Genomic DNA, 22,983 nt, shown 5'->3' with positions numbered 1-22,983 from the left:
GGTCGGCTACTTCGGCGCCATGCGGATGGCGCCGTCGAGGCGGATGGTCTCGCCGTTGAGCATCTGGTTTTCGATAATGTGCAGCACAAGGGCCGCATATTCGGAAGGCTCGCCGAGACGGGACGGGAAGGGGACCGCGGCGCCCAGCGAATCCTGCACCTCTTGCGGCATACCGGCCATCATCGGCGTCTTGAAGATGCCGGGGGCGATGGTGCAGACGCGAATGCCCGACCGGGCAAGATCGCGCGCCACCGGCAGCGTCATGCCGACGACGCCGCCTTTGGAGGCCGAGTAGGCCGCCTGGCCGATTTGACCGTCATAGGCGGCGACCGATGCCGTGTTGACGATGACGCCGCGCTCGCCGCCCGCCAGCGGCTCAAGCTTCGCGGCCCGGTCGGCGACGAGGCGGATCATGTTGAAGGTGCCGATCAAATTGACCTCGATCACCTTGCGGTATTGGTCGAGCGGGTGCGGACCGTCCTTGCCGATCGTCTTCATGCCGATGGCGATGCCGGCGCAATTGACCAGGATACGGGGTTCGCCGAACTTTTTTACGACTTCTGCCACTGAAGCAGCACCGCCGTCGGCGCTGCTTACGTCGCATTGGATGGCGAGGCCGCCGATATCGGCCGCAATCTTCGCCGCGCGCTCGATGCCGAGGTCGAGGATCGCAACGCCGGCGCCCTTCGCGGCCAGTGCACGTGCCGTCGCCTCGCCGAGGCCGGAACCGCCGCCGGTGACGATCGCAATCTGGCCGTTCGGGTTCATGTCGGCGTCCTCCATCTAAAGGGCGTCGGATTCAATCGACGCGCTTTGAATCTGTGTTTTTATGCATGTCGTTATCCCAAAACCACTGCGCACTTTTGGGTGACATGTACTACAGCGCCGCGCGTCCCTTCGGACGCGCAAAGGACGCTGTAGCACTTTGATTTTGCGCATGATCCTTTCCGAAAATCGATTCCGATTTTCGGGGCCATGCGCTGGGCCACATGCTACGAAGACTGACAGGATGGCGCAACAGCACCCGGATGGTCACGCCATCGCAGCGATTTGCGCGGCAATCCTTGCCTGATCGGCGTGGCAAACCTCCCCCACCAGCCGTGCCATCGCGCCCGGCACGATCTCATGCGACAACAGCCTGTCAGGATCGACCGGGCGCGGCATGGAGATTTGCCCACGCGGGATTCTCTTGAAGCCTAGCGGGCCGTAATAGGGCTCGTCGCCGACAAGCATTACGGCCGGCATGCCGGCCTTGGCGGCGGCTTCCAGCGCGATCGTCACCAGCCGGCGGCCGATGCCGAGATTCTTGTAGGCCGGCCGCACGGCAAGCGGCCCGAGCATCAGCGCGCGACCCGCGCCGGCCGCGATGCGCGTCATGCGCACCGAGGCGACAACAATTTCGCCATCGACGGCCACGAAGGACAAAGCGCGTTCATGCGGGCCGCCCTCACGGATCTTGTAGGCGCCCAGCACGAAACGGCCAGGCCCGAAGGCTTCGTCGTTGATGGCTTCGATTTCGGGGTCATGCGCCGGATTTTCCGGCAGGTATTTCACGTCGGCAAGGCTCATGGTCTTTGCGTTCCGGTAGACGGGGAAAGGTTTGCTGCAAACGGCAGCGTTCGCCAGTCAGCGCTTCATCAAGCGCGGGCGCCCTTTCGTCGTCGGTCGAACCGGATCAAAGCAAAGTCGAACATGCGAATTTTCCGCTAGCACCAATCTTCAGCCACTGCAATCGGCCGTTTCGCCTGGCGCCGTTCGTTTGCTGCCCTGGCGATTGACGAACTGTTCAACGCCTGGCGATTTCCGCATCGTCGGTTTGTGCCTACATCCCTACGAAGAGGAAAGGACATCACATGGGATTGCTGGTCGATGGCAAATGGCAGGACAGCGGGTACGACACCAAGGCGAGCGACGGCGAATTCGTGCGGGCGCAGTCGCAATGGCGCGACTGGGTCACGGTTGACGGTACGCCGGGCGAAGGCCGCACGCGCGGCTTCAAGGCCGAGCGGGGGCGCTACCATCTCTATGTCTCGCTTGCCTGTCCCTGGGCGCACCGGACGCTGATCTTTCGGGCACTAAAAAAGCTCGAGGACGTGATTTCCGTCTCGGTCGTCCATCATTTCATGGGCGCCAACGGCTGGACCTTCCTGGCCGAGGACGGCGCCACCGGCGATACGCTCTACGGCCTCGATTTCCTGCATCAGATCTACACCAAGGCCGATCCCGCCTATTCCGGCCGCGTGACGGTGCCGGTTCTGTGGGACCGGCGAGAACAGACAATCGTCTGTAATGAGTCCTCCGAGATCATTCGGATGCTCAATTCAGCGTTCGACAAATGGGGCGATGCCGGCCTCGATTTCTATCCGAAAGCACTGCGCGGCGAAATCGACGCGGTCAATGCTCTGGTCTATCCATCAGTCAACAACGGCGTCTATCGCGCCGGCTTCGCCACCACGCAAGCGGCCTATGAGAAAGCGTTCGGCGAACTGTTCTCGGCGCTCGACCAGATCGAGGATCGCCTATCTCGCCAGCGCTATCTCGTCGGCGAGCGCATCACAGAGGCCGATTGGCGGCTGTTCACCACTCTGGTCCGCTTCGACCCGGTCTATGTCGGCCATTTCAAGTGCAACCTGTGCCGCATCGCCGACTATCCAAACCTGTCGAACTATCTGCGCGACCTCTATCAGGTTCCGGGCGTCGCCGGCACGGTGAGCCTGCACCACATCAAGGCGCACTACTACGGCAGCCACGAAACGATCAACCCGACGCGCATCGTGCCGGTCGGGCCGGAACTGGACTACGCGGCGCCGCATGATCGGGCGCGGTTCAGGAAGGCAGCGTGATCTACCAGTAGGGCGATGCCGCCGCGCCGCTAAAAATCTCGGCAATCCGCCGCAAGGTGGCCGGCGTCGTTCCTGCCGGCAGGCGGTCGAGCGGAAAGAAATCGGCTGCGGCGATCTCGCGGTCCGGGAGCTTCGGCGCCGTCTGGTTGAACTGCTCGACCAAATAGAGGCCGACATGGTCGCGGCGGCTGGCCCGACGGTTGAAATGCATCGATTTCAGCACCGGCGGCGCGGTCAATGCAATATTGCCCTCCTCGGAGAGCTCGCGCACCAGCGCCTCGATCATCGTCTCGCCCAGCTCGACGCCACCGCCGGGAAGCTGCCAGCCCGGGACATAGGTGTGGCGAATGAGGAAGACGGAATTGGACGTGCGGTCGTGGATCAAGCCGCGCACCCCGAGCGTCATCGGCCGCCGCAGCACGAAATACAGATGAAACAGCCTTGCCCTGAGACCCGGCCAGCCGGTCTGGCGGAAGGCTTGCTCCGGATCGGGCCGCATCATCACCCACGAAACCGTGGGTGGAAAGCAGCGCGCGCGTCGCTTATGAAGAGGGGATGTTCAGGCTCGCGCATATTTCCGATATCCATCTAGGACCGCTTCCCGGTGTAACCTATCGCGATCTCGCCTCCAAGCGGGTGGTCGGTTACGTCAACTGGCAGCGCAATCGCCGCCGCCACATGCGCGACGCCGTCATCGACACGATCGTCGCCGATATCAAGGCGAGCGCACCCGATCACCTTGCCGTCACCGGCGATCTGGTCAATCTGGCGCTCGATGGCGAGATCGAGATGGGCAAGCACTGGCTGGAGACGCTGGGCTCTCCCGATGATGTGTCGGTCGTTCCGGGAAACCACGACGCCTATGTGCCTGGCGCTTTCGACAAGTCCTGCCGGTCGTGGACGGCGTGGATGACCGGCGACGGCGTCAATACGCCGGTCGACCGCGAAGCCTTTCCCTATCTGCGCGTGCGTGGCAACGTCGCGCTGATCGGTGTCACGACGGCGCGGGCTACGGCTCCGTTCATGGCCAACGGCTTTTTTCTGGAAGACCAGGCGGAAAGGCTGCGCGACGTGCTCGATGCTACGGCCAAACGCGGGCTGTTCCGGGTGATCATGATCCACCATCCGCCAGTGCGCGGCGCCGTTTCGCAGCCCAAGCGGCTGTTCGGCATTGCCCGCTTCCAAAAGGTCGTTCAGCGGCACGGGGCCGAGCTTGTGCTGCACGGCCACTCGCACGAGCCGACGCTGTTCTCGATCAATGGGCGCGGCGCCAAAATTCCAGTGGTCGGCGTCGCTGCCGCAGGGCAGGCGCCAGGCGGCAGGCGTCCAGCGGCGCAATATAATCTGCTGGAGATCGATGGTGCATTAGGCAACTGGCGGATCAGGCTGACGCGACGTGGCCTGACCGGGCCGGCCATCCCGCCTGCCGATCTGGAAGTTGTCGAGCTTGGCGCGAACGCTATGGCCTGAAACTCAGTCCCATCGCAACGAGGCGGTCCCAGAACAACACGATCGATACAGCCAGCCCGACCAGGGCGCCGGCGGCGATCAGGCCGAGACCGGAGAGAAAGGTTGACCAACGCTTGCGGCGCGTGACGGATCGCAGCGGCGGCTCGGCTTCCGGGACCAAGGCACGTTTCAGGCCGGCGACAGCCTGCTCGACCCCGCCTTCCAGCATTCTCTGGCGTTCGACGACGCGCTCCGCGACGTAGCGCATCACCTGATCGGCAACCGGTTTCATCTCGGTCGATTCGGCGAGTACTACCCGGCCGATGCGCGTGTCCTTGAGGAAGCGATAGGTGCGGCGGTCGCGCCCCATGGCGACATGACTGACGGCGTCAATCCAGAGGCGCGGCTGCAGCCCGGACGAGACGGCGAAGTCGAAATTGTCCATGTCGGCGGGCACATCGGCGAAGATGGGCGCGAGTTCGGCGGCAAGCAAATCGAGCCGCATGCGATGCGCCTCGCGCATGTCGACCACGACGTCGTCGCGGTCGGCGAAGGCGTTTTTCACGTCGCGGATGGCGTCGGACAATTTTCGCGACTGATCGGCCTGGCTTATGTTCTCGGCTGCATCCTTCATCGGCGTTGCCTCGCGGGTTTGGTTAACACCGAATTAACACAGTCGTTGGCAAAATGCAGCAAAATGCACTTGCGAGATCGATAGGCGGCTTGCAAAATCCGGCCCGAAGCCGCGGTTTGATAGGGACGGATCAGTCCGCCGCGGGAGCGGAGTTAGGACGAAGCGCCCTGCTGCGGCGTTTCATGTTGCGGCCGACGATCTCGGCGATCAGGCCGGGCGCTTCCTCGACCAGCATATGGCCGGCCTGCAACACATTGTGCAGGTGGAAATGCACCGGCAGACCATCGGCCTGACTGAAGGGCAGCACCGCGTCATCTGTCCCCCAAACCACCATCACCTGCATATCAAGCGTTTCGAGCCGTTCGCGCGGGATGACGCCCTGCCGATCACCCCTGGTCATGGCGGCCGCGATCTCGACAAGTTTGTGCAGCTGGCCGGGACGCGCACGCATTTCGCCAAGCACGTCCACGATGCGTTCCGAGGGCGGGCTTTGCGGTCCGGACATGGCGGCGAGGCAGGCGCGAATTTCACTTTTGTCGGCTGCGGCGGCGTAACGGCGCAACAGCGGGCCATTGATCTCAGTGCCAAACCCGCCCGGCGCCAGAAGCGTCAGCGAGGCTATCGTTTCGGGCTCGGCCAATGCCATCAGCACTGCCGCCGCCCCGCCCATCGAATGGCCGACGAGATGCACCCTCCGAATTCCGCGTGCGGCGAGGTCGGCAAGAACGGCCCGAGCGGCCGCCTTGGCCGGGCCGCCATCCGGGAAATCGAGGGATAGCCCATGGCCCGGAAGATCATAGGCCAGCGTCCTTGAACCAGGTGCCAGTGTCGAGATCACCTCGTGCCAGTCTTCGTGGCAGCCGCCGAAGCCATGCAGGAAGACAACCGTCTTCGGGCCGGCGCCCCGTTCGGCAGCGTAAAGGGATGAAATCATGAAACACTATTGTTTTATGCGAATTCGGATGTGGCTGGATTGCGTCTTGTACCAAGTTCGATGGCCAGTAAGTTTTCGCGATCGGCCGTGCTGGTCGGAAGGACTAGCTGGCATTGCCGAGCCCGGCGGCCCGCAAAGCCTCGACCAGCCGGTCGGTCAGATCGGCGGGGTATCTGCGCTTGACAAAGGTGGCGCGCGGATCGGCAGCGAATTTCGGGAATTTGACAGCCAACTCGTCCAAAAGTTCGTGCGCCAGTTGATCGCGGCCGGCAGCCTTGGCAGTGATCAGCCGCGCAGCCAGATAGTGCGATTTCGCCGGCGTCGCTTGCAACGCATCGCTGGCAAGCGCGGCCTTGTTCATATCGCCAGCCATGAACTGCCCGACGAAAAGCCCGTAATCCCACCAGGTCGGATGGGCGCTGGAGGTTTCGGCGGCGTGAGCAAGGATCGGCGTTCCCTCCCTGTACCTGCCGGCGAAAATCAGCCCGTAGGCGTAAGCTGCCGCCATGCTGAGGTCGTAAGGGTTGAGTTCGCAGGCCTTGCGCATCCAGCGGATCGATTCCTCCGAATTGCCGAGGCGGAAATTGAGATAGCCATAGGCACGGTGGGCATAGGGGCTGGTCGGCCCCACCTGCACGGCGCGACGGGCCAGCGACATCGCCTGTTCGATCGTTGCGCCGGCTGGATAAGCGTAGTGATCTGTGGCCGCCTCGAGATGCAGGGTCGCCAGCTCCGAATAGACGAGCGACGATTTCGCATCCCGTTCGACAAGGATTTCGAGGCAGCGATAGGCAGCCTCATGCGTTTTGGCGCCCTGGTCGAGATAGTATTTGTTGTTGAGCAGCAGGCATTCCGTCAGGCCGGTCTGAAGGCCGCTCTGTTCGATATAGTTGTAGATCGCGCCCGAGGCGGGAACGGCCGAACTCAAAATGCCGGCGACACTGTCCTCGACGGTGGAGGGGGTGCTGTCGGCGGCAGTCAAGTTGCGCGACAGCAGGACCCGTCCGGTCGCCACGCTTTGAAGCTCCAGAGTGACATCGCCTGCCGTTGGTCCCGGCAAGACATCGAATACGAAGCTGATCGCATCGGTGACCGGATCGGGCGGGCCGTCGGCATCGCGACCGATGAAGGTGATCGTATCGAACCCGCTGAGGCCGGCGCGCAGCGATGCCGCGACGCGGGCAGCCTCGGCACTGTTGGTTTTCACCGCAATGTAGACCAGCGGAAGGCTTTCAATCGGAGCCCATGGCGCAATGCTGCCGGTTGCCACCGCGTTTTCGATCGTCGGCACGGTATCGCTGCCCGCCAGCAATGCGCTGCTTCCCTGACGAAGGATCAGCACGCCCAGCATGGCGATGACCAGAGCGATCGCCAGCCAGAAGAACTGGAGATGGCGCAGCAGCGAGGGTGCCGGCTCGCGAACGACAGGGGATATCACCGATGCGGCGCCTGCCGCCATGCCGGCTTTCTCGAGCGATCCCGGCAAGGTGGCCGCCGCCTCAGTGTGTTCCTCCGACGCCGGCTCGACCGGCAGGCGGATCGCGTTGAGTTCATAGGATGGTACATAGCCGCCACGCGGAATGGCAATGCGGATCGGCTCGGCAACGCCCTCATTGGCGAAGTAATGCTGCAGAAGCTCGCGCAGCCTGCCCGCCTGCACCCGCACCACGGCGTCGGTCGACGGATCGAAATCGCCGTCCTTGCCGAAAACATCCATCGCGATGGAAAAGCCCTTGAGCTTGTCGGCTTCGCCTGCCTGCTCGCGCTCGACCAGATAGCGAAGCAGCTTACGCGCTCGTTCGGATCTCCCGAACGTTTCGCTGGCTAGCAATCGCTCCAGCGTCTCGCGCACTGCGGGGGCGGCAGGCGTGGCATGCTGCAAGTGTCGATCCTCTCGAAGTCGGCACAGGTTAAGACGCAATCATATAGCGCCTGCACTGCCATACAAGCATGCATCCGTTATGCGATCGCGTACCCCACCGGATAATTTTCCGGTGGTTAATGATGCGAAAGACCAGAGCAAGATGACATCATCCGGTCTCATCTTGCTCCAGCCCTCAGCTTTCGACAGCTTGTCTAGAGCGGTTCAGCTTTTTGATAGAACCGCCGAACCGCTCTAGGATTTGTTTTACGCAATTCCGGACGGAAAACCGCTACGCACCCTCGGGTCAGGCCCGAGGGCATGCTTTTGCGCGAAATGCATTAGTCGACCTTTCGGCCGACGATGCGGTTGGCGGCGGAAACCACGGCTTCCAGCGAAGCGGCGACGATGTTGGTGTTGATGCCGGCGCCGAACAGCTTGCCGCCGGGATGCTCCATCTCGACATAGGAGATGGCCGAGGCATTCGAGCCGCGCTGCATGGAGTGCTCCGAATAGTCGAGCACCGACATCGGCACGCCGACATGGCGCGACAGCGCGTCGACAAAGCCGTCGATCGGGCCGGTTCCGGAGCCTGATATCGTCACCTCCTTGCCCCTGTCGAGGATGATCGCCTCCACCACGCGCCGCCCCTTGATCTCGATGTCGGGATAAGTGTGGTGGTCGAGGAACTTCAGCCGCGCGCCGGGCTGATCGACGTAGGTTTCGAGAAAGCGCTCGTAGATGCGCTTGGCCGGCACCTCCTTGCCTTCGGCGTCGGTGATCGCCTGGATCGCTTGACTGAACTCGATCTGTAGGTTGCGCGGCAGATTGAGGCCGTAGTCCGCATGCAGCACATAGGCGATGCCGCCCTTGCCGGACTGCGAGTTGATGCGGATGATCGCCTCGTAGTTGCGCCCGACATCGGCCGGGTCGATCGGCAGATAGGGCACTTCCCAGTACGGCGTGTTGGCCTTGCGCAACGCCTTCATGCCCTTGTTGATGGCATCCTGGTGCGAGCCGGAAAAGGCCGTGTAGACGAGCTCGCCGACATAGGGATGGCGCTCGGGGATCTTCAACTGGTTCGAATATTCGTAGACGTCCTTCATCCGGTTGATGTCGGAGCAATCGAGCTCGGGATCGACGCCTTGCGTGTACATGTTGAGCGCCAGCGTGACGATGTCGACATTGCCGGTGCGCTCGCCATTGCCGAACAGCGTGCCTTCGACGCGGTCCGCGCCCGCCATCAGGCCGAGTTCGGTGGTGGCGATCCCGGTGCCGCGGTCGTTGTGCGGATGCAGCGAGATGAGCAGGTTCTCGCGGTTGTCGAGATTACGGCACATCCATTCGATGCGATCGGCATAGATGTTGGGTGTCGACATCTCGACCGTGGACGGCAGGTTGATGATCAGCTTGTTTTCCGGCGTCGGCTTGACGATTTCGTTGACGGCGTTGCAGATTTCCAGCGCCACTTCGAGCTCGGTGCCGGTAAAGCTCTCCGGCGAATATTCGAAACGGTAGAAGCCGCCGGCCTTCGCTGCCATGTCGGTGATCATCTTGGCCGCGTCGGTGGCGATCCGCCTGATGCCGGCGACGTCCTTCTCGAAGACGATGCGGCGCTGCAATTCGCTGGTCGAATTGTAGAAATGCACGATCGGGTTGGTGGCGCCCTGCAGCGCCTCGAAAGTGCGGGTGATCAGTTCCGGCCGGCACTGCACCAGCACCTGCAGCGAAACATCGTCTGAGACATTACCCTCTTCGATGCACCAGCGAGCGAAATCGAAATCGGTCTGCGAGGCCGACGGGAAGCCGATCTCGATCTCCTTGAAGCCCATGTCGAGGAGCAGGGCGAACATGCGCGCCTTGCGCTCGTGGCCCATCGGATCGATCAGCGCCTGGTTGCCGTCGCGCAGGTCGACCGAGCACCAGATCGGAGCCTTGTCGATGACTTTCGAAGGCCACACGCGGTCGGTGAGACCGACCGTCGGGTACGGTTGGTATTTGCGGGCTGCCTCCGGCATGCCCCGGGCTGCCTTGCCCATCTCCCCGCTGTCTGCGCGGATCTCATCTCGTGCGTTCATTGTCGTCTCTCCCGGCGGCTCGCGGGATCCGCCTTCAGGCAGATTTGGTGCCGAGCGGCGCCTTTACCAGATGTTCATTTTCGCTTGATGTGACTTGCCAATTTGAGACTGGCCAAGGAGCATGCGCGTGAGCGGCGGTTCGACCGCCGGGCGCTCCTTCAGCGAACCCGGCGATCGCCGATAAGGCCGAGAAGCAGCAGAGCGGAAGCAAGCGCGCGCACGGTCTCGCCGGCAAAGCCGGTCTGACGGGAAACGACGGAGGTGGCGCGGTTGGTCATGGCGGTTTTCATACAGGAGCAGCCAAAGCGAGGCAAGTGGGGCCGAACGACAGTGTCGCAAGCAGATGAGTTGTCCGGATTAGGTAGCACGTGAGTTGTCCGGTTTATTGCCAGCGCATTGAGGCTGGGGATGAAACGGACAGCATGGCTACAGGACCGGAGAATGCAGAAGTTTGTAAGGCGTCTTGCGCCGCTGGGAAGGCGGCGATCTTTCGATGATGGAGGCAGGCGAGTTGCTGGGCATGTCGGAGCGCGCGAGCAAAAGACAGCCGCGACCGATTTGCAAGTAGTGATCTGTCAATTTCGACCTAGCCGGGCCTCGACCGGTTTTTTGGCAGCACGGATAAAAGCAACCCAGCGTCGAACACTCGCCGTCCACAGCGACATCGGCCGTCTCTCGATCGAACCCGGCGCCGGCTGGAACAAAAAGCGTTCCTGCGTTGTTCTCCAACCGTCCCGATGTTCGAAGGGGCTGGTTTATACGCCGGCCAGAGGCAATCCTTGCGGCAGGCGCTCGGCGGGCACGCAAAGCCAAGGGATGGCGAGGCAAATGGATCCTGACGATCTCAACACAGAACGGATCGTCACTGTGTTCGGCGGGACAGGTTTTCTCGGGCGCCGGATCGTGAAGCGGCTCCTGGAAAGGGGTTTCACGGTCCGCGCCGCATCCCGCCACCCGACTCGGGTGGGCCAGTTTTTTTCCTCGACGGCAAGGCTGCCCGAAGCCGTCGAGGCGGACATATTGGACGCGTCCTCATTCGGCTCGGCCATTGCCGGATCACAGGCGATCGTGAATGCCGTCAGTCTCTACGTCGAGCAGGGCGCCCAGACGTTTGAACGGGTGCATGTGGAAGCCGCAGCTGAACTTGCCGCCGCGTCGCGCGCTTGCGAGGTCGACCGGTTCGTCCACATTTCGGGGATCGGTTCCGATCCTCAATCGGATTCGAACTACATTAGGGCACGTGGGCGCGGAGAAGAGGCGGTGGCGAGCGCATTTCCCGGCACCATCATTGTGCGTCCCGCCGTCATGACGGGACCTGACGACGTTTTCCTCACGACGATTGTCAGGCTGCTACGTCTCCTGCCGGTTTATCCGCTGTTCGGCGATGGCGGCACACGGCTTCAGCCGGTCCATGTGGAAGACGTCGCAGACGCAGTCAGCCGGCTGATCGGCGGGCGAAACCACAAGGGCTCATCGATATTCGAATTCGGCGGCCCGCGCATCTACACCTATAAGGAATTGCTGCGGGAGATCGCCCGACAGCTCGATACCAACATCAGGCTGATGCCGATGCCGTTTGCGGCGTGGGACGCCTTGGCCGGCGTCGCGGAATTCCTTCCGGGAGCGCCCATAACGCGCAACCAGGTCGATCTTATGCGGCACGACAATGTGGCAGCAATCGGCGCGCCGGGCCTGAAGGAACTCGACATCGAGCCGCGGGGCGTCGAGGAGGTGATCCGTTTGATCGAACGGCGCGCGTGACGCCGGCTCGGGCGCGTCTCCTGCTTAGCAAAAGGCTCTACGATGCTGACGGGAACCTATCGCCATGCAGCGGGTTGGTCGAGCTTGAGCCAATGAAGAAGAAGGAAAAGGACTATGGCCAGGTGCGATCAATGCGGGAATGACTACGACAAGGCTTTCGAAGTGAAGCTCGAGAGGAAATCTATACGTTCGACAGCTTCGAATGCGCGATCCAGAAACTTGCTCCGATCTGCCCGCATTGCGGGTGCCGGATCATCGGACATGGTGTCGAACAAGATGACATCATCTACTGCTGCGCACATTGCGCCGCAGAGGAAGGTGCAAGCGCACTGACCGATCGCGCACCCTGATGCAACGCTATCAGGATCATGGCGCCCCATGAGCCAGGAACATTGCTCGACACGGGCTTATTGGCAAGCGCGGAACCGTGCTGGCAAAGCCGTGACCAGCGAAAGCAACAAAAGGGCGGTTTGGCCGTTCTGATCAGCCGCATAAGCGGCGGGGCATCCGAAGACATGACTACGCCGCAAATTCTGTCGTTCGCCGTTATCTTCATAATGATGGCGGCGCTCGTGTGGGGTCGGTATCGATATGATCTGGTTGCAGCCGCGGCACTGTTGCTAGCACTCGCGATCGGCATCGTGCCGTTTGACGAAGCCTTCAGCGGATTCAGCGACGACATCGTGATCATTGTCGGCAGTGCCCTGCTGGTGAGCGCAGGCATAGCACGCTCGGGCATCATGGAAGTCACCATCAGGCGTTTCGCTCCGAACCTGTCGGGCGTTCGCTCGCAACTGGCGCTGCTGGTGATCGTGGTCACGATCCTGTCTGCCTTTGTAAAGAATATCGGCGCGCTCGCGATCATGATCCCGATAGCCTTCCAGTTCGCGCGCCGGTCGAGCGTTTCACCGTCGATATTCCTGATGCCTATGGCGTTCGGGTCACTGCTCGGTGGACTCATGACGCAGGTGGGGACATCTCCCAATGTCGTTGTGTCCCGTGTGCGGGAGGAACTGACCGGCGCCGCCTTCACAATGTTCGACTTCACACCTGTTGGAGCCGCCCTGGCCGCCGCCGGAACGATCTTCCTGGTGTTTTTCTATTGGCTGCTGCCGGTGCGCGAAAAGCTGGGCGGGTCGGTGAATGAAGCCATCGATATCAAGAATTATCTGACAGAGGCCCGGATTGTCCGCGATTCCACTGTGCTCGGGAAAACCGTCGCAGACCTCATGAAGCTTTCCGGCGGCGATGCTATCGTGACGTCGATCCTGCGCAACCGCACCATGCGGATGACGCCACTGCCCGACGTTGTCCTCAAGATGAACGACATTCTGCTGCTCGAGGGCGACCCGGGGGCGCTGGATCGCCTTGTCTCCCAGGGCAAGCTCAGCGTTACGGGCAACAGGGCCAGCGGGGATGACACGACCGGCGAGCTGGTCGCTATCGAAGCCGTCATCGGTGAAAACTCCCCGTTGATCGGCTGGACAGCCCAGCGCCTTGCCCTCTATCACCGCTTCAACGTCAACCTCCTGGCTGTCAGCCGTCACGGCGAGCGCCCCGACCGCAGGCTGGCCGAAATCCAACTAAGGCTGGGCGATGTCATTGTGCTTCAGGGCAATGCAGCGACGATACCCGAGATACTGCGTGAACTCGGCTGCCTGCCGCTGGCAGAAAGGGCTATCCTGCTTGGTAGCGTCCGTAAAGGTGTTGTGCCGGTAACGATCCTTGCTCTCGCCATGCTGGCGACTGCGTTCGGGTTGCTCCCGGTCTCCGTCGCTTTCTTTACGGCCGCGGTCGGGATGGTGCTTTTCAAGGTCATCCCGGTCCGAGACGTCTACCAATCGCTGGATGGGCCAATCCTCGTCATGCTCGCCGTTCTCATTCCAGTGAGCGATTCGCTACGCAGTACAGGGGCGACAGGGGTCATTGCCGGCGAGCTTGCCAAACTGGGGACCATTCTTCCGGCGACCGGCGCACTGATGCTCATCCTTGTCGCCGCGATGGCCGTGACGCCATTCCTCAACAATGCCGCCACTGTTCTGGTCATGGCGCCTATCGCCGCCGAGTTCGCTGGCGATCTCGGCTACAGGCCGGAAGCATTCCTGATGGCAGTCGCCATTGGCGCCGGCTGCGATTTCCTCACCCCGATAGGCCACCAGTGCAACACGCTCGTCATGGGACCGGGCGGCTACCGTTTCAGCGACTATCCACGTCTGGGACTGCCGCTATCGTTCCTCGTCGTCATTGTTGCCGTGCCGATGCTTATGATCGTATGGCCAATGAGCTGATATCGATGGAGATCAATCCGGCTCGAACTTTCGCCGGCCAGCGAAAAACAACCCCTCGCTGCCGATACGAGAAGGCTGGCGCATCACACAGCGAACATGGACCTCGCGTATATGACGGCCATGCTTTGAAATTCCCGATCGCCGGCGACGGATTGTTAATCACACCGGAAGCACAACACTGCCACAGGCGTGCTTGACCGATCAAATGGCGTGATGACCATATCTCGATACAGGGTAGTCACCCGCGCGCAAGCGGTTACAATTAGCGATCAGATCAGTTATCAACCGAACGCAGGCGCTAGTGACCAATCGATTGAAAAAATTTCTGGCCCTGACGGCCGCACAACGCAGGACAGTGATCGCCGCAATGTTGCTGTTGCCATTCACTGCAATGCTATTGCAGGTGTTTGGTTTCCGGCGTGCAAGAATTATACTGATCTGGATTTGCGATCTTCGAAGCGTGAGGGGGGGTGCAAACCCGTCAGTCACGTTGGGGGGCGAGACCGATTTCTATGGACAGGCACAAGAGACCGCTCGTTTGGTATCCATTGCCGCGTATCGTGGTTCCTATTCCGGCAACTGCCTGAAGCGCTCCATGACGCTTTGGTTTTTGCTGCGCCGGCAAGGCATCGAAGGAGAACTGCGCATCGGCACGCGCAAGGCTGAGGGCAAATTTGAAGCCCATGCCTGGGTCGAATACCGGGGCAAGGTTCTTAACGACACGGTCGATGTTGGCGAACGATTTGCCGCATTCGAGCGCAATTTTGGTTGATGCCATGGGGATGATGTGAGCGGCATCGCCGGAATAATTCATTTTGGCGGTGAGCCGGTGGAGCCCGGGTTAGTGGAAAAAATGACCACGGCCATGGCGCACCGGGGCCCGGATGGCATCCACCATTGGGTGAACGGCTCCATCGGGCTCGGTCAATGCATGCTTCGCACCACGCCAGAGTCGCTGGAAGAAACCCAGCCGCTGACGAATGAGGATGCAAGCCTTGTCCTGGTCATGGACGGGCGGGTGGACAACTGGGAGGAACTGCGGGGGGAACTGCTGGGGCGCGGCGCCGTACTTCGAGATCGCTCGGATGCTGAACTGGTGCTGAGAGCCTACCAGATTTGGGGGCGGGAATGTTTGCCGCATATCGACGGCGATTTCGCACTGGTAATCTGGGATGCGCGGCGACAAGAGGCCTTTTGCGCCCGTGATCGCATGGGCAACAGGCCTTTCAATTACCATTGGGACGGCAAAACACTGACCTTCGCCTCAGAGCTGCCAGCGATCCTTGCGCTGCCTTGGGTGAAGCAGGAACCCAATGAAGGCATGTTGGCCGAAATGCTGGCGGCGGAATGGTACTCCAGGGACGAAACGCTATGGAACGGTATCATGCGGTTGATCGCAGGACATCGAATGGTAGCCGGGAACCAGGGGCCGCGACTCGAACAATACTGGGAACCGAATCTTTGGGCGACGTTGCCGTTTCGCAAGGACGAAGAATACATTGAGCATTATCGCGAATTACTGTTCGAATGCGTCAGGCGTTCATCCCGGTCGCATCGGCCGGTCGCCATTGAGGTGAGCGGCGGACTCGACTCCTCGGCGGTGTTTTGCGTGGCGGAACACCTGCGCCGCTCGAACAGGCTGCTCACACACGGCATAAATGGCTACACGCTTGGCTTCACGGAGGAGGAAGGCGATGCCAGCGAACTCCCCTACGCACGGGCCGTGGGCGGGTATTTAGGGCTCCGGATTCATGAGACTCCCCCTTCCAGGATGCCTCTTTCATGGTTTGCGGAACGCGCCCGGTCCGGCCGGCAGTTTCCGGGGTTTCCGAACCTGTCAATGCATGCTGGCCTAAGGCAGCAAACCGTTGCGCACGGGAGCCGCGTGACGCTAGGCGGTGACGGAGGAGATCAATGGCTGGAAGGCTCCCGGGCGTATTACGCAGAGGCACTGGCGCAACTGCATTTGCGTACGCTCTATGACTGCCTCAAAACCGACGCGATGGCATTCGGCACGCGGCAGGCGGTGAGCTGGCTCATACGGCAGGGGTTTTTCCCGCTTCTGCCAATCGCTCTCCAGGTGGGTCTCCGCCGCCTGGTTCGCAGGGTGCGCGGGAGCGGGACCAGCAAAGCCTGCTACTGGCTCTCGCCGCTGATGGGGGAAGTGATCCGGATGCGTCGCGAGCTTATTCCCCCATCACACTATCGGCGAGTGCGCAGCGTCGGCCAAAGGGCGCTACTTGCGACTCTATACGATGCTTATGATGCCCAGGCGATGGAGGATGCTGAGTGCATGAGCGCCCATTGCGGGATCGAAATGCGATACCCGCTCCACGACCCCAGACTCGTCCAGTATGCGTTTTCGCTACCGGAAAGGCTGCGGCTGCGTGGGGATAGAACCAAATATATCCATGTCCAGGCTTTGAAGAATGTCGTGCCGGAGACGATCCTCGAACGGAAAAGCAAGGCAGAATTTTCAATCGTGCTCCGTGAGCATCTGGACCGGATGCAAGCCATATTGACCGAGACCATTCCCGATGAGCGTAGCACCTGGGTTGATCGGGACGGGATGGCCCGGCTATTCCGGGCTTATCGAGACAATCCGCAGGCCGGCATGCCGAAATGGATTTTGTGGAGTATTTATGGATGTCATGTAACGTATCGCTAATGCCATATAAGGTACTGTTAATGGATCATATAACGTACTGTTAATGGATGCCATGTACCGTTGAAGGCATGTAACGTACCGTTACGTGTCTTGATCGTCACGTCGGTTCAATGTTCGATGAATGCTGGACGTCAGGGTTGCGCCCGTTCTCACTTGGTGCCAAGGTGCAAAACTTGTTCAAAAGCCACCGAGAACATCCAGATAGTTCATCTGACGGTTTCCTGAGAGATTACCAAGCCAGCGTAAAGGGCCGAGTTAATGAAAAGCAATCTGAACGACCAGCCGACGCCATCCCACCTCTCCGTTGAAAGCACAGCTGCCGAGCCAAACAAGGCGCGCTATTCGACTCCCGCATTGCAAATCTACGGTTCCGTAAGCGCGATAACTAGAGGCGGTAACGGAAGCGGGCTAGATGGGGGCATGGCCGGTATGAGTATGGTGTCCGACCCGCGCGCCAAAGAGAACGTCGTCCGTATTGGCACCCATTCGCTTGGAATCGGCCTCTATCTGTTCGACTACAAGCCTGAATACCGCGAGCAGTGGGGCCTTGGCAGGCAGTTTGGTGTAATGGCCGACGAGGTCGAGACGGTCATGCCGGAAGCCGTAAGCGTTCATCCTGACGGTTACAAGAGGGTGGACTATGGCATGCTGAGGATACGGCACCCCTCTATTCACTGAGCCTTGCGGGGGCATGTCGAGTTCCGTGCTGCAGGAACACTTGGGGTATGTCGGCGATTCGGTAAGGCTTGAACAGTTCAAGTCCGCTGTCGCCCAAGTCGTCAAACATGGGGATTACATCACGGATCTCGGTTGTGGAACCGGGATTCTGGGGCTGTTATGCTTGCAGGCGGGCGCGTCCCGTGTGTACGCCATCGACTCAACCGCCATGATCGAGGTCGCGCGGGAATCCTTCGTTCGCGCGGGATGGGGTGGCCAGGCGATTTTCATGGGGGACTACTCTCCGCGGGCCAACCTGCCCGAACGGGTTGATGTGGTGATCTGCGATCAAGTCGGCTACTTCGGCTTTGATGCCGGTATCATCGAATATCTGGCGGACGCCAGGCGGCGTTTCCTGAAGCCAGGGGGGGCATTGATCCCCGCCAGGCTCAGGCTTCAACTCGCCGCAGTGGAATCGGAAACCAGTTACGGCTTGGCCGACGGGTGGCGGCGAGAGGGCGTACCCAGCGAATTCCATTGGGTGGGCCAATACGCCGTCAACACCAAGTATGCGGTCAATCTTCAGCGGGAAGAATTGCTTGGCGCCCCCGCTGAACTGGGCGGCATCGATCTTCGTGAAGACAATCCGGACTTTTTCTCCTGGGATGCGGAGTTGCGCATAGAGCGCGATGGCGTCATGCACGGACTCGGCGGCTGGTTCGATTGTGAGTTGGCCGAAGGGGTGTGGTTGACGAACTCGCCGCTTGCCGATCGTCCAATCAAACGCTCTCAGGCTTTCCTGCCCATCGGCGAAGCCGTCGAGGTAAAATCCGGCGATGTGGTGAGGGCAAGGGTGATGGCGCGCCCGACGGATTCGGTTATCGCGTGGGAAGTCGAAATCGCGTCCGGAGGGCGGAAATTCAGCCATTCGACCTGGCAGGGCGAGTTGCGGACGCCGGCCGAGATCATCACACGGAATCCCGCGCATGTGCCCCGACCCAATTGCCAGGGGCAGGCAAGAATGATCGTGCTAGGACTTTGCGATGGTCAAAGGACGGTCAGGCAGGTTGAAGAAGCCGTGCTGCGCGAACACCCCGGCTTGTTCCCTTCCGTGGAAGAAACAGCGCGATTTGTCGCCCAGGTGCTGGGCAAGGACACGGAATGACGGTGGACTTTCAGGTGGCGGACGCCCGCCCGCAGCTGCCACTTGACGCCACCTTGTTTCACCAGTGGGTTTTCCCAGACGGAACTTTGTGGACGGATTTCTACCGCATCGGGGGAGCCTACCTGCTGCGTTTTCCCGAACTGGCGGATTTCCAGCTGAGTCAAGATGGCGGACAGATCCAAGCATGGCCGGTGCAGGGAGTCTCCGGCGCCACCATTCAGCATCTTTATCTGAATCAGGTTTTGCCCCTGGCGCTCAGCAGACAGGGGAAACTGGTTTTGCACGGCAGCGCGGTCGAAATCAGCGGCGAGGGCATCGCATTTATCGGCGAGTCAGGCCGAGGCAAGTCGACGCTGGCGGCAAGCTTTGCAACCGACGGGTTCCGCTTCCTGACGGATGACGGGCTGCTGGTAGAGCCTTGCGACGGTGGGTTTCAGATTATGCCAAGCCATCCTTCGATCCGCTTATGGGAAGACAGTGAGGAAGCCTTGGTCGGCAAGGATGGTGTACGGAAAGCGCCCCCGGTGCAGTTCACGTCGAAGGCGCGTTTTCTTGCGGGCGATGAGATCGTCTTCTGCGGGCAACCCCGGCGCTTGCGCCGGGTGTATTTTCTTGGCGCGGGTGTCCAGCAGGAAGCGGTGTTCGAGGGTATGACTGGGCGCGAAGCTCTGATGGAACTCATGAAGCATTCTTTCTTACTCGAAATTGAGGCACACGAACTGCTTGCCGCCCATTTCGATGAACTGTCCTGCCTGGCTGGGCAACCAATTTTTTACCGCCTGGATTATCCCCGACGCTTTGAAGACCTGTCGCGGGTCAGGCAGGCCATTGTGAAACACGCGTTAGGTGAAGCAGCATGAATTTGACTGACAGAGTGGCGATTCCGGCGCAGGTGATGGCGCGACAGGTGGGCAAGGAGACGGTCATCCTGGATCTCGCCAGCGGAACTTATTTTGGGCTGGACACGGTCGGGGCACGTATCTGGACGCTGCTGTCCGAAGGAAAAACCGTTGGCGAAATCTGCCGAACCATGCTCGATGAGTACGAGGTCGAGCCTGCGCCCTTGGAGAAAGACGTATTCAGCTTGTTGCAAACGCTCGAACGCCAGGGGCTGGTCAAAATTGAAGAGGCATGAGTGCATCCAGCAACGTTTGAACTTTTGTTTCGCTCGTATTGAATTTAAGCCAGCGTGCTCATTCCCGCGCGTCTATGATCGCTACCGTTCACGCGCGCTGCGACGCATAGATCGGGGCGCCTCGGCCAGGCGACGCTCGCGATAGTCTGATCCGAAGTCACCGAGTGCAGTTGAGCCAGCCTGGGTGGTGGTGCGGCCGGACTTACTCGGCGCTCGTCATAATGCCCTCGTCCAGTTTGAACACCCGATCAGCCAGCGCCAGGCTCGCCGGTCGATGGGTTATCAAAAGCACCGTCCTCTGTCGCAGCACATCCACGCATGATTGCAAGAACTCGCGCTCCCCCTCTGGATCGAACATAGCGGTAGCTTCATCTAGTATTAAGATCGGCGGATCTTTCAACAGCGCACGGGCCAACGCCAATCGCTGCTGTTGCCCTCCGGACAGCCGCACGCCCCGATCGCCGATCGGCGTCTGGTAACCCTGCGGCAATTGGATAATGAAATCATGCGCGCGGGCCGATCGCGCTGCTGCCTCGATCTCATCCTGGGTGGGCTCAGGCCGCCCGTATGCGATGTTGTCGCGGACGCTGGCGTTGAACAGCAACACGTGCTGAGGCACAACCCCTATCTGGCTGCGCAGGCTATGCAAGGAAACCGTGGAAATATTTACGCCGTCGATGAAGATGCTTCCCTTGGAAGGCTCATGCAATCGCATAAGCAGATGCGCCACCGTGCTCTTTCCTGCGCCGTTGGGACCTATGATTGCTATTGTCTCGCCCGCGGCGACGGATAAATCGAGGCATTTCAATGCAGGCTCACGCCCCGGGTAACTGAACATGACACCGCGGAATTCGATGTTGCCGTTTATTTTCCCCATCTGCTTGCCCGCATGCCAACTCGGCTCAGGCTCCTCGGCCAAGGCTGTTGCGAGCCGGCTCAGCGCTCCGCGCGCGTGCTGGGTCTGTCCATAGACGTCTGCGAGCCCGGCCATAGGTCGAGCCATTACCTGGGCGTAGAGGAGAAAACTCACCAATTGAGGCACGGTGAGAGCCCCATCCCCAATTTGCCCTTGGGCCAACCAAAGCATAAGAACGACCCCGGTCGCCGCCACAAGCTGAACCCCCGGCCCCAATGCGGCATGGATGGCGCGCTCCTTGGCGCTCAGGCTGACGACGCGCTCGATCTGGTTCCGATAACGCTGCGATTCTTGCTGTTCGCGCGTGAAGGTCTTGATGGCGGGAAGCATGCTGAGGTTTTCTTCAGCAATGGCGATGGCAATGGCGTGCTCCTCCTGAAGTTGGCGGGCCAATGGCCGCATGCGTCGTCCGAAAACTTTAAGCAGTAAATAGAGCAATGGAATAATGATCGCAGCGGACATGGCGAGAAGAGAATCGATTCGGAACATCAAAGCCAATGCCCCGCTGACGGTGAAGAGGAGCGGCAAGGCAGCAAGTGCGGTGCCGCTGATGTAATCGCTCACGACATACACATCATGAGTAAGTAACGCGAGCGTATCGCCGTGGCGCCGCCGGTGGGAGAAAGCAAGCGGTAAGGCCTGAAGATGGTCGTAAACTCGGATTTTCAAGTCCGCCAGTATTCGTGTGGTCGTCCCGCCAAGCAGGTATATATTGCTGAATTTTAAAACAGCCTGAACCGCGAACAGCGCCAATGCACCTAGAAAAAGTACCTGGATGTTGACCGTGCTGCTGCCTGCTCGTTCCTGGAGAAACGTTTCAGCAAGCCTGCCACCAAGCCAAGGCATGACCAACAAAGCAGCGCTTTCGCCCAGCATCAATATAAGGCCGACGGCCAACGCCAGGCGATAAGGTGCCGCTAATGTCAGCAGCATGTTTGTCTCACTAATTTTCGACAATCTGTTCATAGTTCCACAAGAGATCGACGTGATCTGCTGGAGTGAGCACCAAGGGGCAGGCTGCATCCTCAACCGCGGTAGAATTCTTACGTTTCGCAATCACGCGCCCGCAGAGAGACTCAACTATCCCGGCTGCGTAAATACTTCAAAGACCCGGCTAGAGCCCGGCGTAGGTAGAGCCAAGGTAGCCACGATAGGTTTGCCTGGCGATACTTTTGCCGCATATGGTTTGCCGGCGGGAAGACGAGTTCGGCCAGAAAACCGTACCTGTTTCGGACGCCTCTCGCGGCTTGGAAGTCCATCCATACTCGGTACGACCTGGATCCGCTGAGATAGCTCGACGCGGTTTCTGTCGGTCCAGGACAAGAAAGCGCGCCAGATACGGCTTCGGGTATAGTGGTATGAAAACGGGCTCGGGTCGCCTCGATGCCGTCCAGGCAGGTCGCCCGCAATCCTTTACGCTCGGCAAGCTCTACAAATTCATTGCGTTGCGACGGCGATAGCATCGAGAACAGAAGCTGAATGTCGTAGAACCAGATCAGTCGATCGCCGCCATAATGGGCCACGTCATCGACGTAATACAAAGCGTGCTTGTGGACCGCTCGATGCATGCAGGCGAGCACGAGCGCGTGCACTGGATCAGCTGCGAGGGCATTCGCGCTTAAGTTCGGCAGTGGCCGGGCCTCGGAATGCAATTCTTCATACGAGAACAGATTTGACAGGAGTGTGGAATTGGCGATCCGCCAATGCAAATCGAGCGTGTGTTCCTGATTGGAGGCGGGATCTGTCCAGCTATAGCTCGTCTGACCTCTAATGACATCCGCCCTTGTTCCCAGTTCACGAAACCCCAGGGTCTCTAACGCCTTGGCTACCCGATCACGCGTGCCAGACGGCACAAGGAGGTCCGTGTCACCTCTTGTACGCAGGAAAGGCGCCGGATAGACATCGTAGGCTAAGGCCGTGCCTTTGAACAGAACTGGATGGATGCCAATGGCCACGAGCCGCTCCAGTACTTGATTCAGCAAGTACTGGTGACGCATCTCCCACAATGCTTGAGCAGTGGCCTGCTGACGACAAGTAGCCAGGATAACTTCCGGCAAACCTAGGTCAACGCGTTCGCGATCTGCAATACAATGATGAAGTAACGCCTGTACCCCGTGATAAGCACTTCGCTCGATAAAGCGGGCGACGAAATTATTGTCGGCGTATGCCGGCCATGGCGGATTTTCGCCACGTAAGGTGGCGCAAAGCAGTTCGTCAATTCCCTGCATGACTAGAATTCCGTTGCAGAGATCCAACCACGCGCTTGGGACCCGGCGCTCTGGCAGATTGTTGTCATTTGTTCGGACCTAGCCATCTGTTCGCTGCTGCGTTCACCGCAAGCTTTGACATCGTCTGATGGGCATTGGGAACGAGGCTGTCAAGTTGGCAGCGGCGTAGCGTGCCGCGAGAGCGCTGTCGCATCACTAACGTGCTCAACTGTCGCATTACTAAACGGCTGCTACACATGTGTCCGGACGGACCTGTGCCCTTCCCGAGAGATGGGTGACAGTTCATTCCGGAGACATGGGTTACACTTCCAGCCTTTGCGAGGAGAGCAAAGGTGCCTTGGCAGGAGTGCAACCTTATGGACGAGC

Annotated in this window: 20 protein-coding genes; 11 read left to right on the top strand and 9 right to left on the bottom strand. The window is 60.2% G+C overall.

The window, feature by feature from the left end; all coding sequences use genetic code 11:
- Window positions 1-6: 6 nt before the first annotated feature.
- The gene (locus NMG70_RS28950; protein WP_254027650.1) at window positions 7-768 is read right to left on the bottom strand and encodes a 3-hydroxyacyl-CoA dehydrogenase; all 762 of its coding nucleotides are present in this window, start codon (window positions 766-768) and stop codon (window positions 7-9) included.
- Window positions 769-1,032: 264 nt separating this feature from the next.
- On the bottom strand, window positions 1,033-1,569 hold the full coding sequence (locus NMG70_RS28945) for a GNAT family N-acetyltransferase (protein ID WP_254027649.1): 537 nt from the start codon (window positions 1,567-1,569) through the stop codon (window positions 1,033-1,035).
- A 284-nt stretch (window positions 1,570-1,853) separates the two neighbouring features.
- Here NMG70_RS28945 and NMG70_RS28940 point away from each other — a divergent pair, with 284 nt between their 5' ends.
- Window positions 1,854-2,843 (top strand): glutathione S-transferase family protein, encoded by a 990-nt coding sequence (locus NMG70_RS28940; RefSeq protein WP_254027648.1) that lies wholly within the window; start codon window positions 1,854-1,856, stop codon window positions 2,841-2,843.
- 1 nt (window position 2,844) lies between these two features.
- Here NMG70_RS28940 and NMG70_RS28935 read toward each other — a convergent pair whose 3' ends face one another.
- Window positions 2,845-3,345 carry an NUDIX domain-containing protein gene (locus NMG70_RS28935; RefSeq protein ID WP_254027647.1) on the bottom strand — a complete coding sequence of 167 codons (501 nt, stop codon included), beginning with the start codon at window positions 3,343-3,345 and terminating at the stop codon, window positions 2,845-2,847.
- A 53-nt stretch (window positions 3,346-3,398) separates the two neighbouring features.
- Here NMG70_RS28935 and NMG70_RS28930 point away from each other — a divergent pair, with 53 nt between their 5' ends.
- Window positions 3,399-4,313 (top strand): metallophosphoesterase family protein, encoded by a 915-nt coding sequence (locus NMG70_RS28930; RefSeq protein WP_254027660.1) that lies wholly within the window; start codon window positions 3,399-3,401, stop codon window positions 4,311-4,313.
- On the opposite strand, the gene NMG70_RS28925 is transcribed toward NMG70_RS28930, so the two are convergent.
- The 4 genes from NMG70_RS28925 to leuA all read right to left on the bottom strand — a co-directional run bounded on the left by NMG70_RS28925 (window position 4,303) and on the right by leuA (window position 9,799).
- Window positions 4,303-4,926: a hypothetical protein gene (locus NMG70_RS28925; RefSeq protein ID WP_254027646.1), complete on the bottom strand. Its 624-nt coding sequence runs from the start codon at window positions 4,924-4,926 to the stop codon at window positions 4,303-4,305. The two genes, NMG70_RS28930 and NMG70_RS28925, sit on opposite strands and share 11 nt — an antisense overlap.
- A gap of 130 nt (window positions 4,927-5,056) precedes the next feature.
- On the bottom strand, window positions 5,057-5,860 hold the full coding sequence (locus tag NMG70_RS28920) for an alpha/beta fold hydrolase (protein WP_254027645.1): 804 nt from the start codon (window positions 5,858-5,860) through the stop codon (window positions 5,057-5,059).
- A 103-nt stretch (window positions 5,861-5,963) separates the two neighbouring features.
- Window positions 5,964-7,742: a tetratricopeptide repeat protein gene (locus NMG70_RS28915; RefSeq protein WP_254027644.1), complete on the bottom strand. Its 1,779-nt coding sequence runs from the start codon at window positions 7,740-7,742 to the stop codon at window positions 5,964-5,966.
- 320 nt (window positions 7,743-8,062) lie between these two features.
- Window positions 8,063-9,799, bottom strand: a complete 1,737-nt coding sequence (gene leuA, locus NMG70_RS28910) for a 2-isopropylmalate synthase (protein WP_254027643.1) — start codon at window positions 9,797-9,799, stop codon at window positions 8,063-8,065.
- Window positions 9,800-10,627: 828 nt separating this feature from the next.
- Here leuA and NMG70_RS28905 point away from each other — a divergent pair.
- The 9 genes from NMG70_RS28905 (at window position 10,628) to NMG70_RS28870 (ending at window position 19,473) form a co-directional block, all read left to right on the top strand.
- A complete protein-coding gene (locus NMG70_RS28905; RefSeq protein WP_254027642.1) occupies window positions 10,628-11,560 on the top strand; it encodes a complex I NDUFA9 subunit family protein in 933 nt (310 codons plus the stop codon).
- Between the two features lie 179 nt (window positions 11,561-11,739).
- Window positions 11,740-11,910 carry a metallothionein gene (locus tag NMG70_RS33480; RefSeq protein ID WP_495663992.1) on the top strand — a complete coding sequence of 57 codons (171 nt, stop codon included), beginning with the start codon at window positions 11,740-11,742 and terminating at the stop codon, window positions 11,908-11,910.
- 165 nt (window positions 11,911-12,075) lie between these two features.
- Window positions 12,076-13,848, top strand: coding sequence for an SLC13 family permease (locus NMG70_RS28900; protein WP_254027659.1), 1,773 nt, complete (start codon window positions 12,076-12,078; stop codon window positions 13,846-13,848).
- 313 nt (window positions 13,849-14,161) lie between these two features.
- Entirely contained in the window at window positions 14,162-14,620 is a 459-nt protein-coding gene (locus NMG70_RS28895) for a lasso peptide biosynthesis B2 protein (protein WP_436798482.1), read from the top strand.
- 15 nt (window positions 14,621-14,635) lie between these two features.
- Entirely contained in the window at window positions 14,636-16,516 is a 1,881-nt protein-coding gene (asnB, locus tag NMG70_RS28890; protein ID WP_254027640.1) for an asparagine synthase (glutamine-hydrolyzing), read from the top strand.
- A gap of 258 nt (window positions 16,517-16,774) precedes the next feature.
- Window positions 16,775-17,194 (top strand): tail fiber domain-containing protein, encoded by a 420-nt coding sequence (locus NMG70_RS28885; RefSeq protein ID WP_254027639.1) that lies wholly within the window; start codon window positions 16,775-16,777, stop codon window positions 17,192-17,194.
- Window positions 17,195-17,207: 13 nt separating this feature from the next.
- Complete coding sequence (locus tag NMG70_RS28880; RefSeq protein WP_254027638.1) at window positions 17,208-18,338, top strand: methyltransferase domain-containing protein; 1,131 nt, start codon at window positions 17,208-17,210, stop codon at window positions 18,336-18,338.
- Window positions 18,335-19,198 (top strand): hypothetical protein, encoded by an 864-nt coding sequence (locus NMG70_RS28875; RefSeq protein ID WP_254027637.1) that lies wholly within the window; start codon window positions 18,335-18,337, stop codon window positions 19,196-19,198. Before NMG70_RS28880 ends, NMG70_RS28875 begins: the two co-directional genes overlap by 4 nt.
- Entirely contained in the window at window positions 19,195-19,473 is a 279-nt protein-coding gene (locus tag NMG70_RS28870) for a PqqD family protein (protein ID WP_254027636.1), read from the top strand. The genes NMG70_RS28875 and NMG70_RS28870 overlap by 4 nt, the downstream gene beginning before the upstream one ends.
- A gap of 202 nt (window positions 19,474-19,675) precedes the next feature.
- On the opposite strand, the gene NMG70_RS28865 is transcribed toward NMG70_RS28870, so the two are convergent.
- Together NMG70_RS28865 and NMG70_RS28860 are read right to left on the bottom strand one after the other, a co-directional pair.
- Window positions 19,676-21,322 carry an ABC transporter ATP-binding protein gene (locus NMG70_RS28865; RefSeq protein WP_254027635.1) on the bottom strand — a complete coding sequence of 549 codons (1,647 nt, stop codon included), beginning with the start codon at window positions 21,320-21,322 and terminating at the stop codon, window positions 19,676-19,678.
- A gap of 143 nt (window positions 21,323-21,465) precedes the next feature.
- Window positions 21,466-22,617 (bottom strand): nucleotidyltransferase family protein, encoded by a 1,152-nt coding sequence (locus tag NMG70_RS28860; RefSeq protein WP_254027634.1) that lies wholly within the window; start codon window positions 22,615-22,617, stop codon window positions 21,466-21,468.
- Window positions 22,618-22,983: the final 366 nt, after the last annotated feature.

The sequence above is a fragment of the Mesorhizobium ventifaucium genome, from assembly GCF_935822925.1.
GTDB classification, from domain to species: Bacteria; Pseudomonadota; Alphaproteobacteria; order Rhizobiales; family Rhizobiaceae; genus Mesorhizobium; species Mesorhizobium ventifaucium.
The sequence above is the reverse complement of the archived record's forward strand: the minus strand, read 5'-3'. Positions and strand labels throughout refer to the sequence as shown.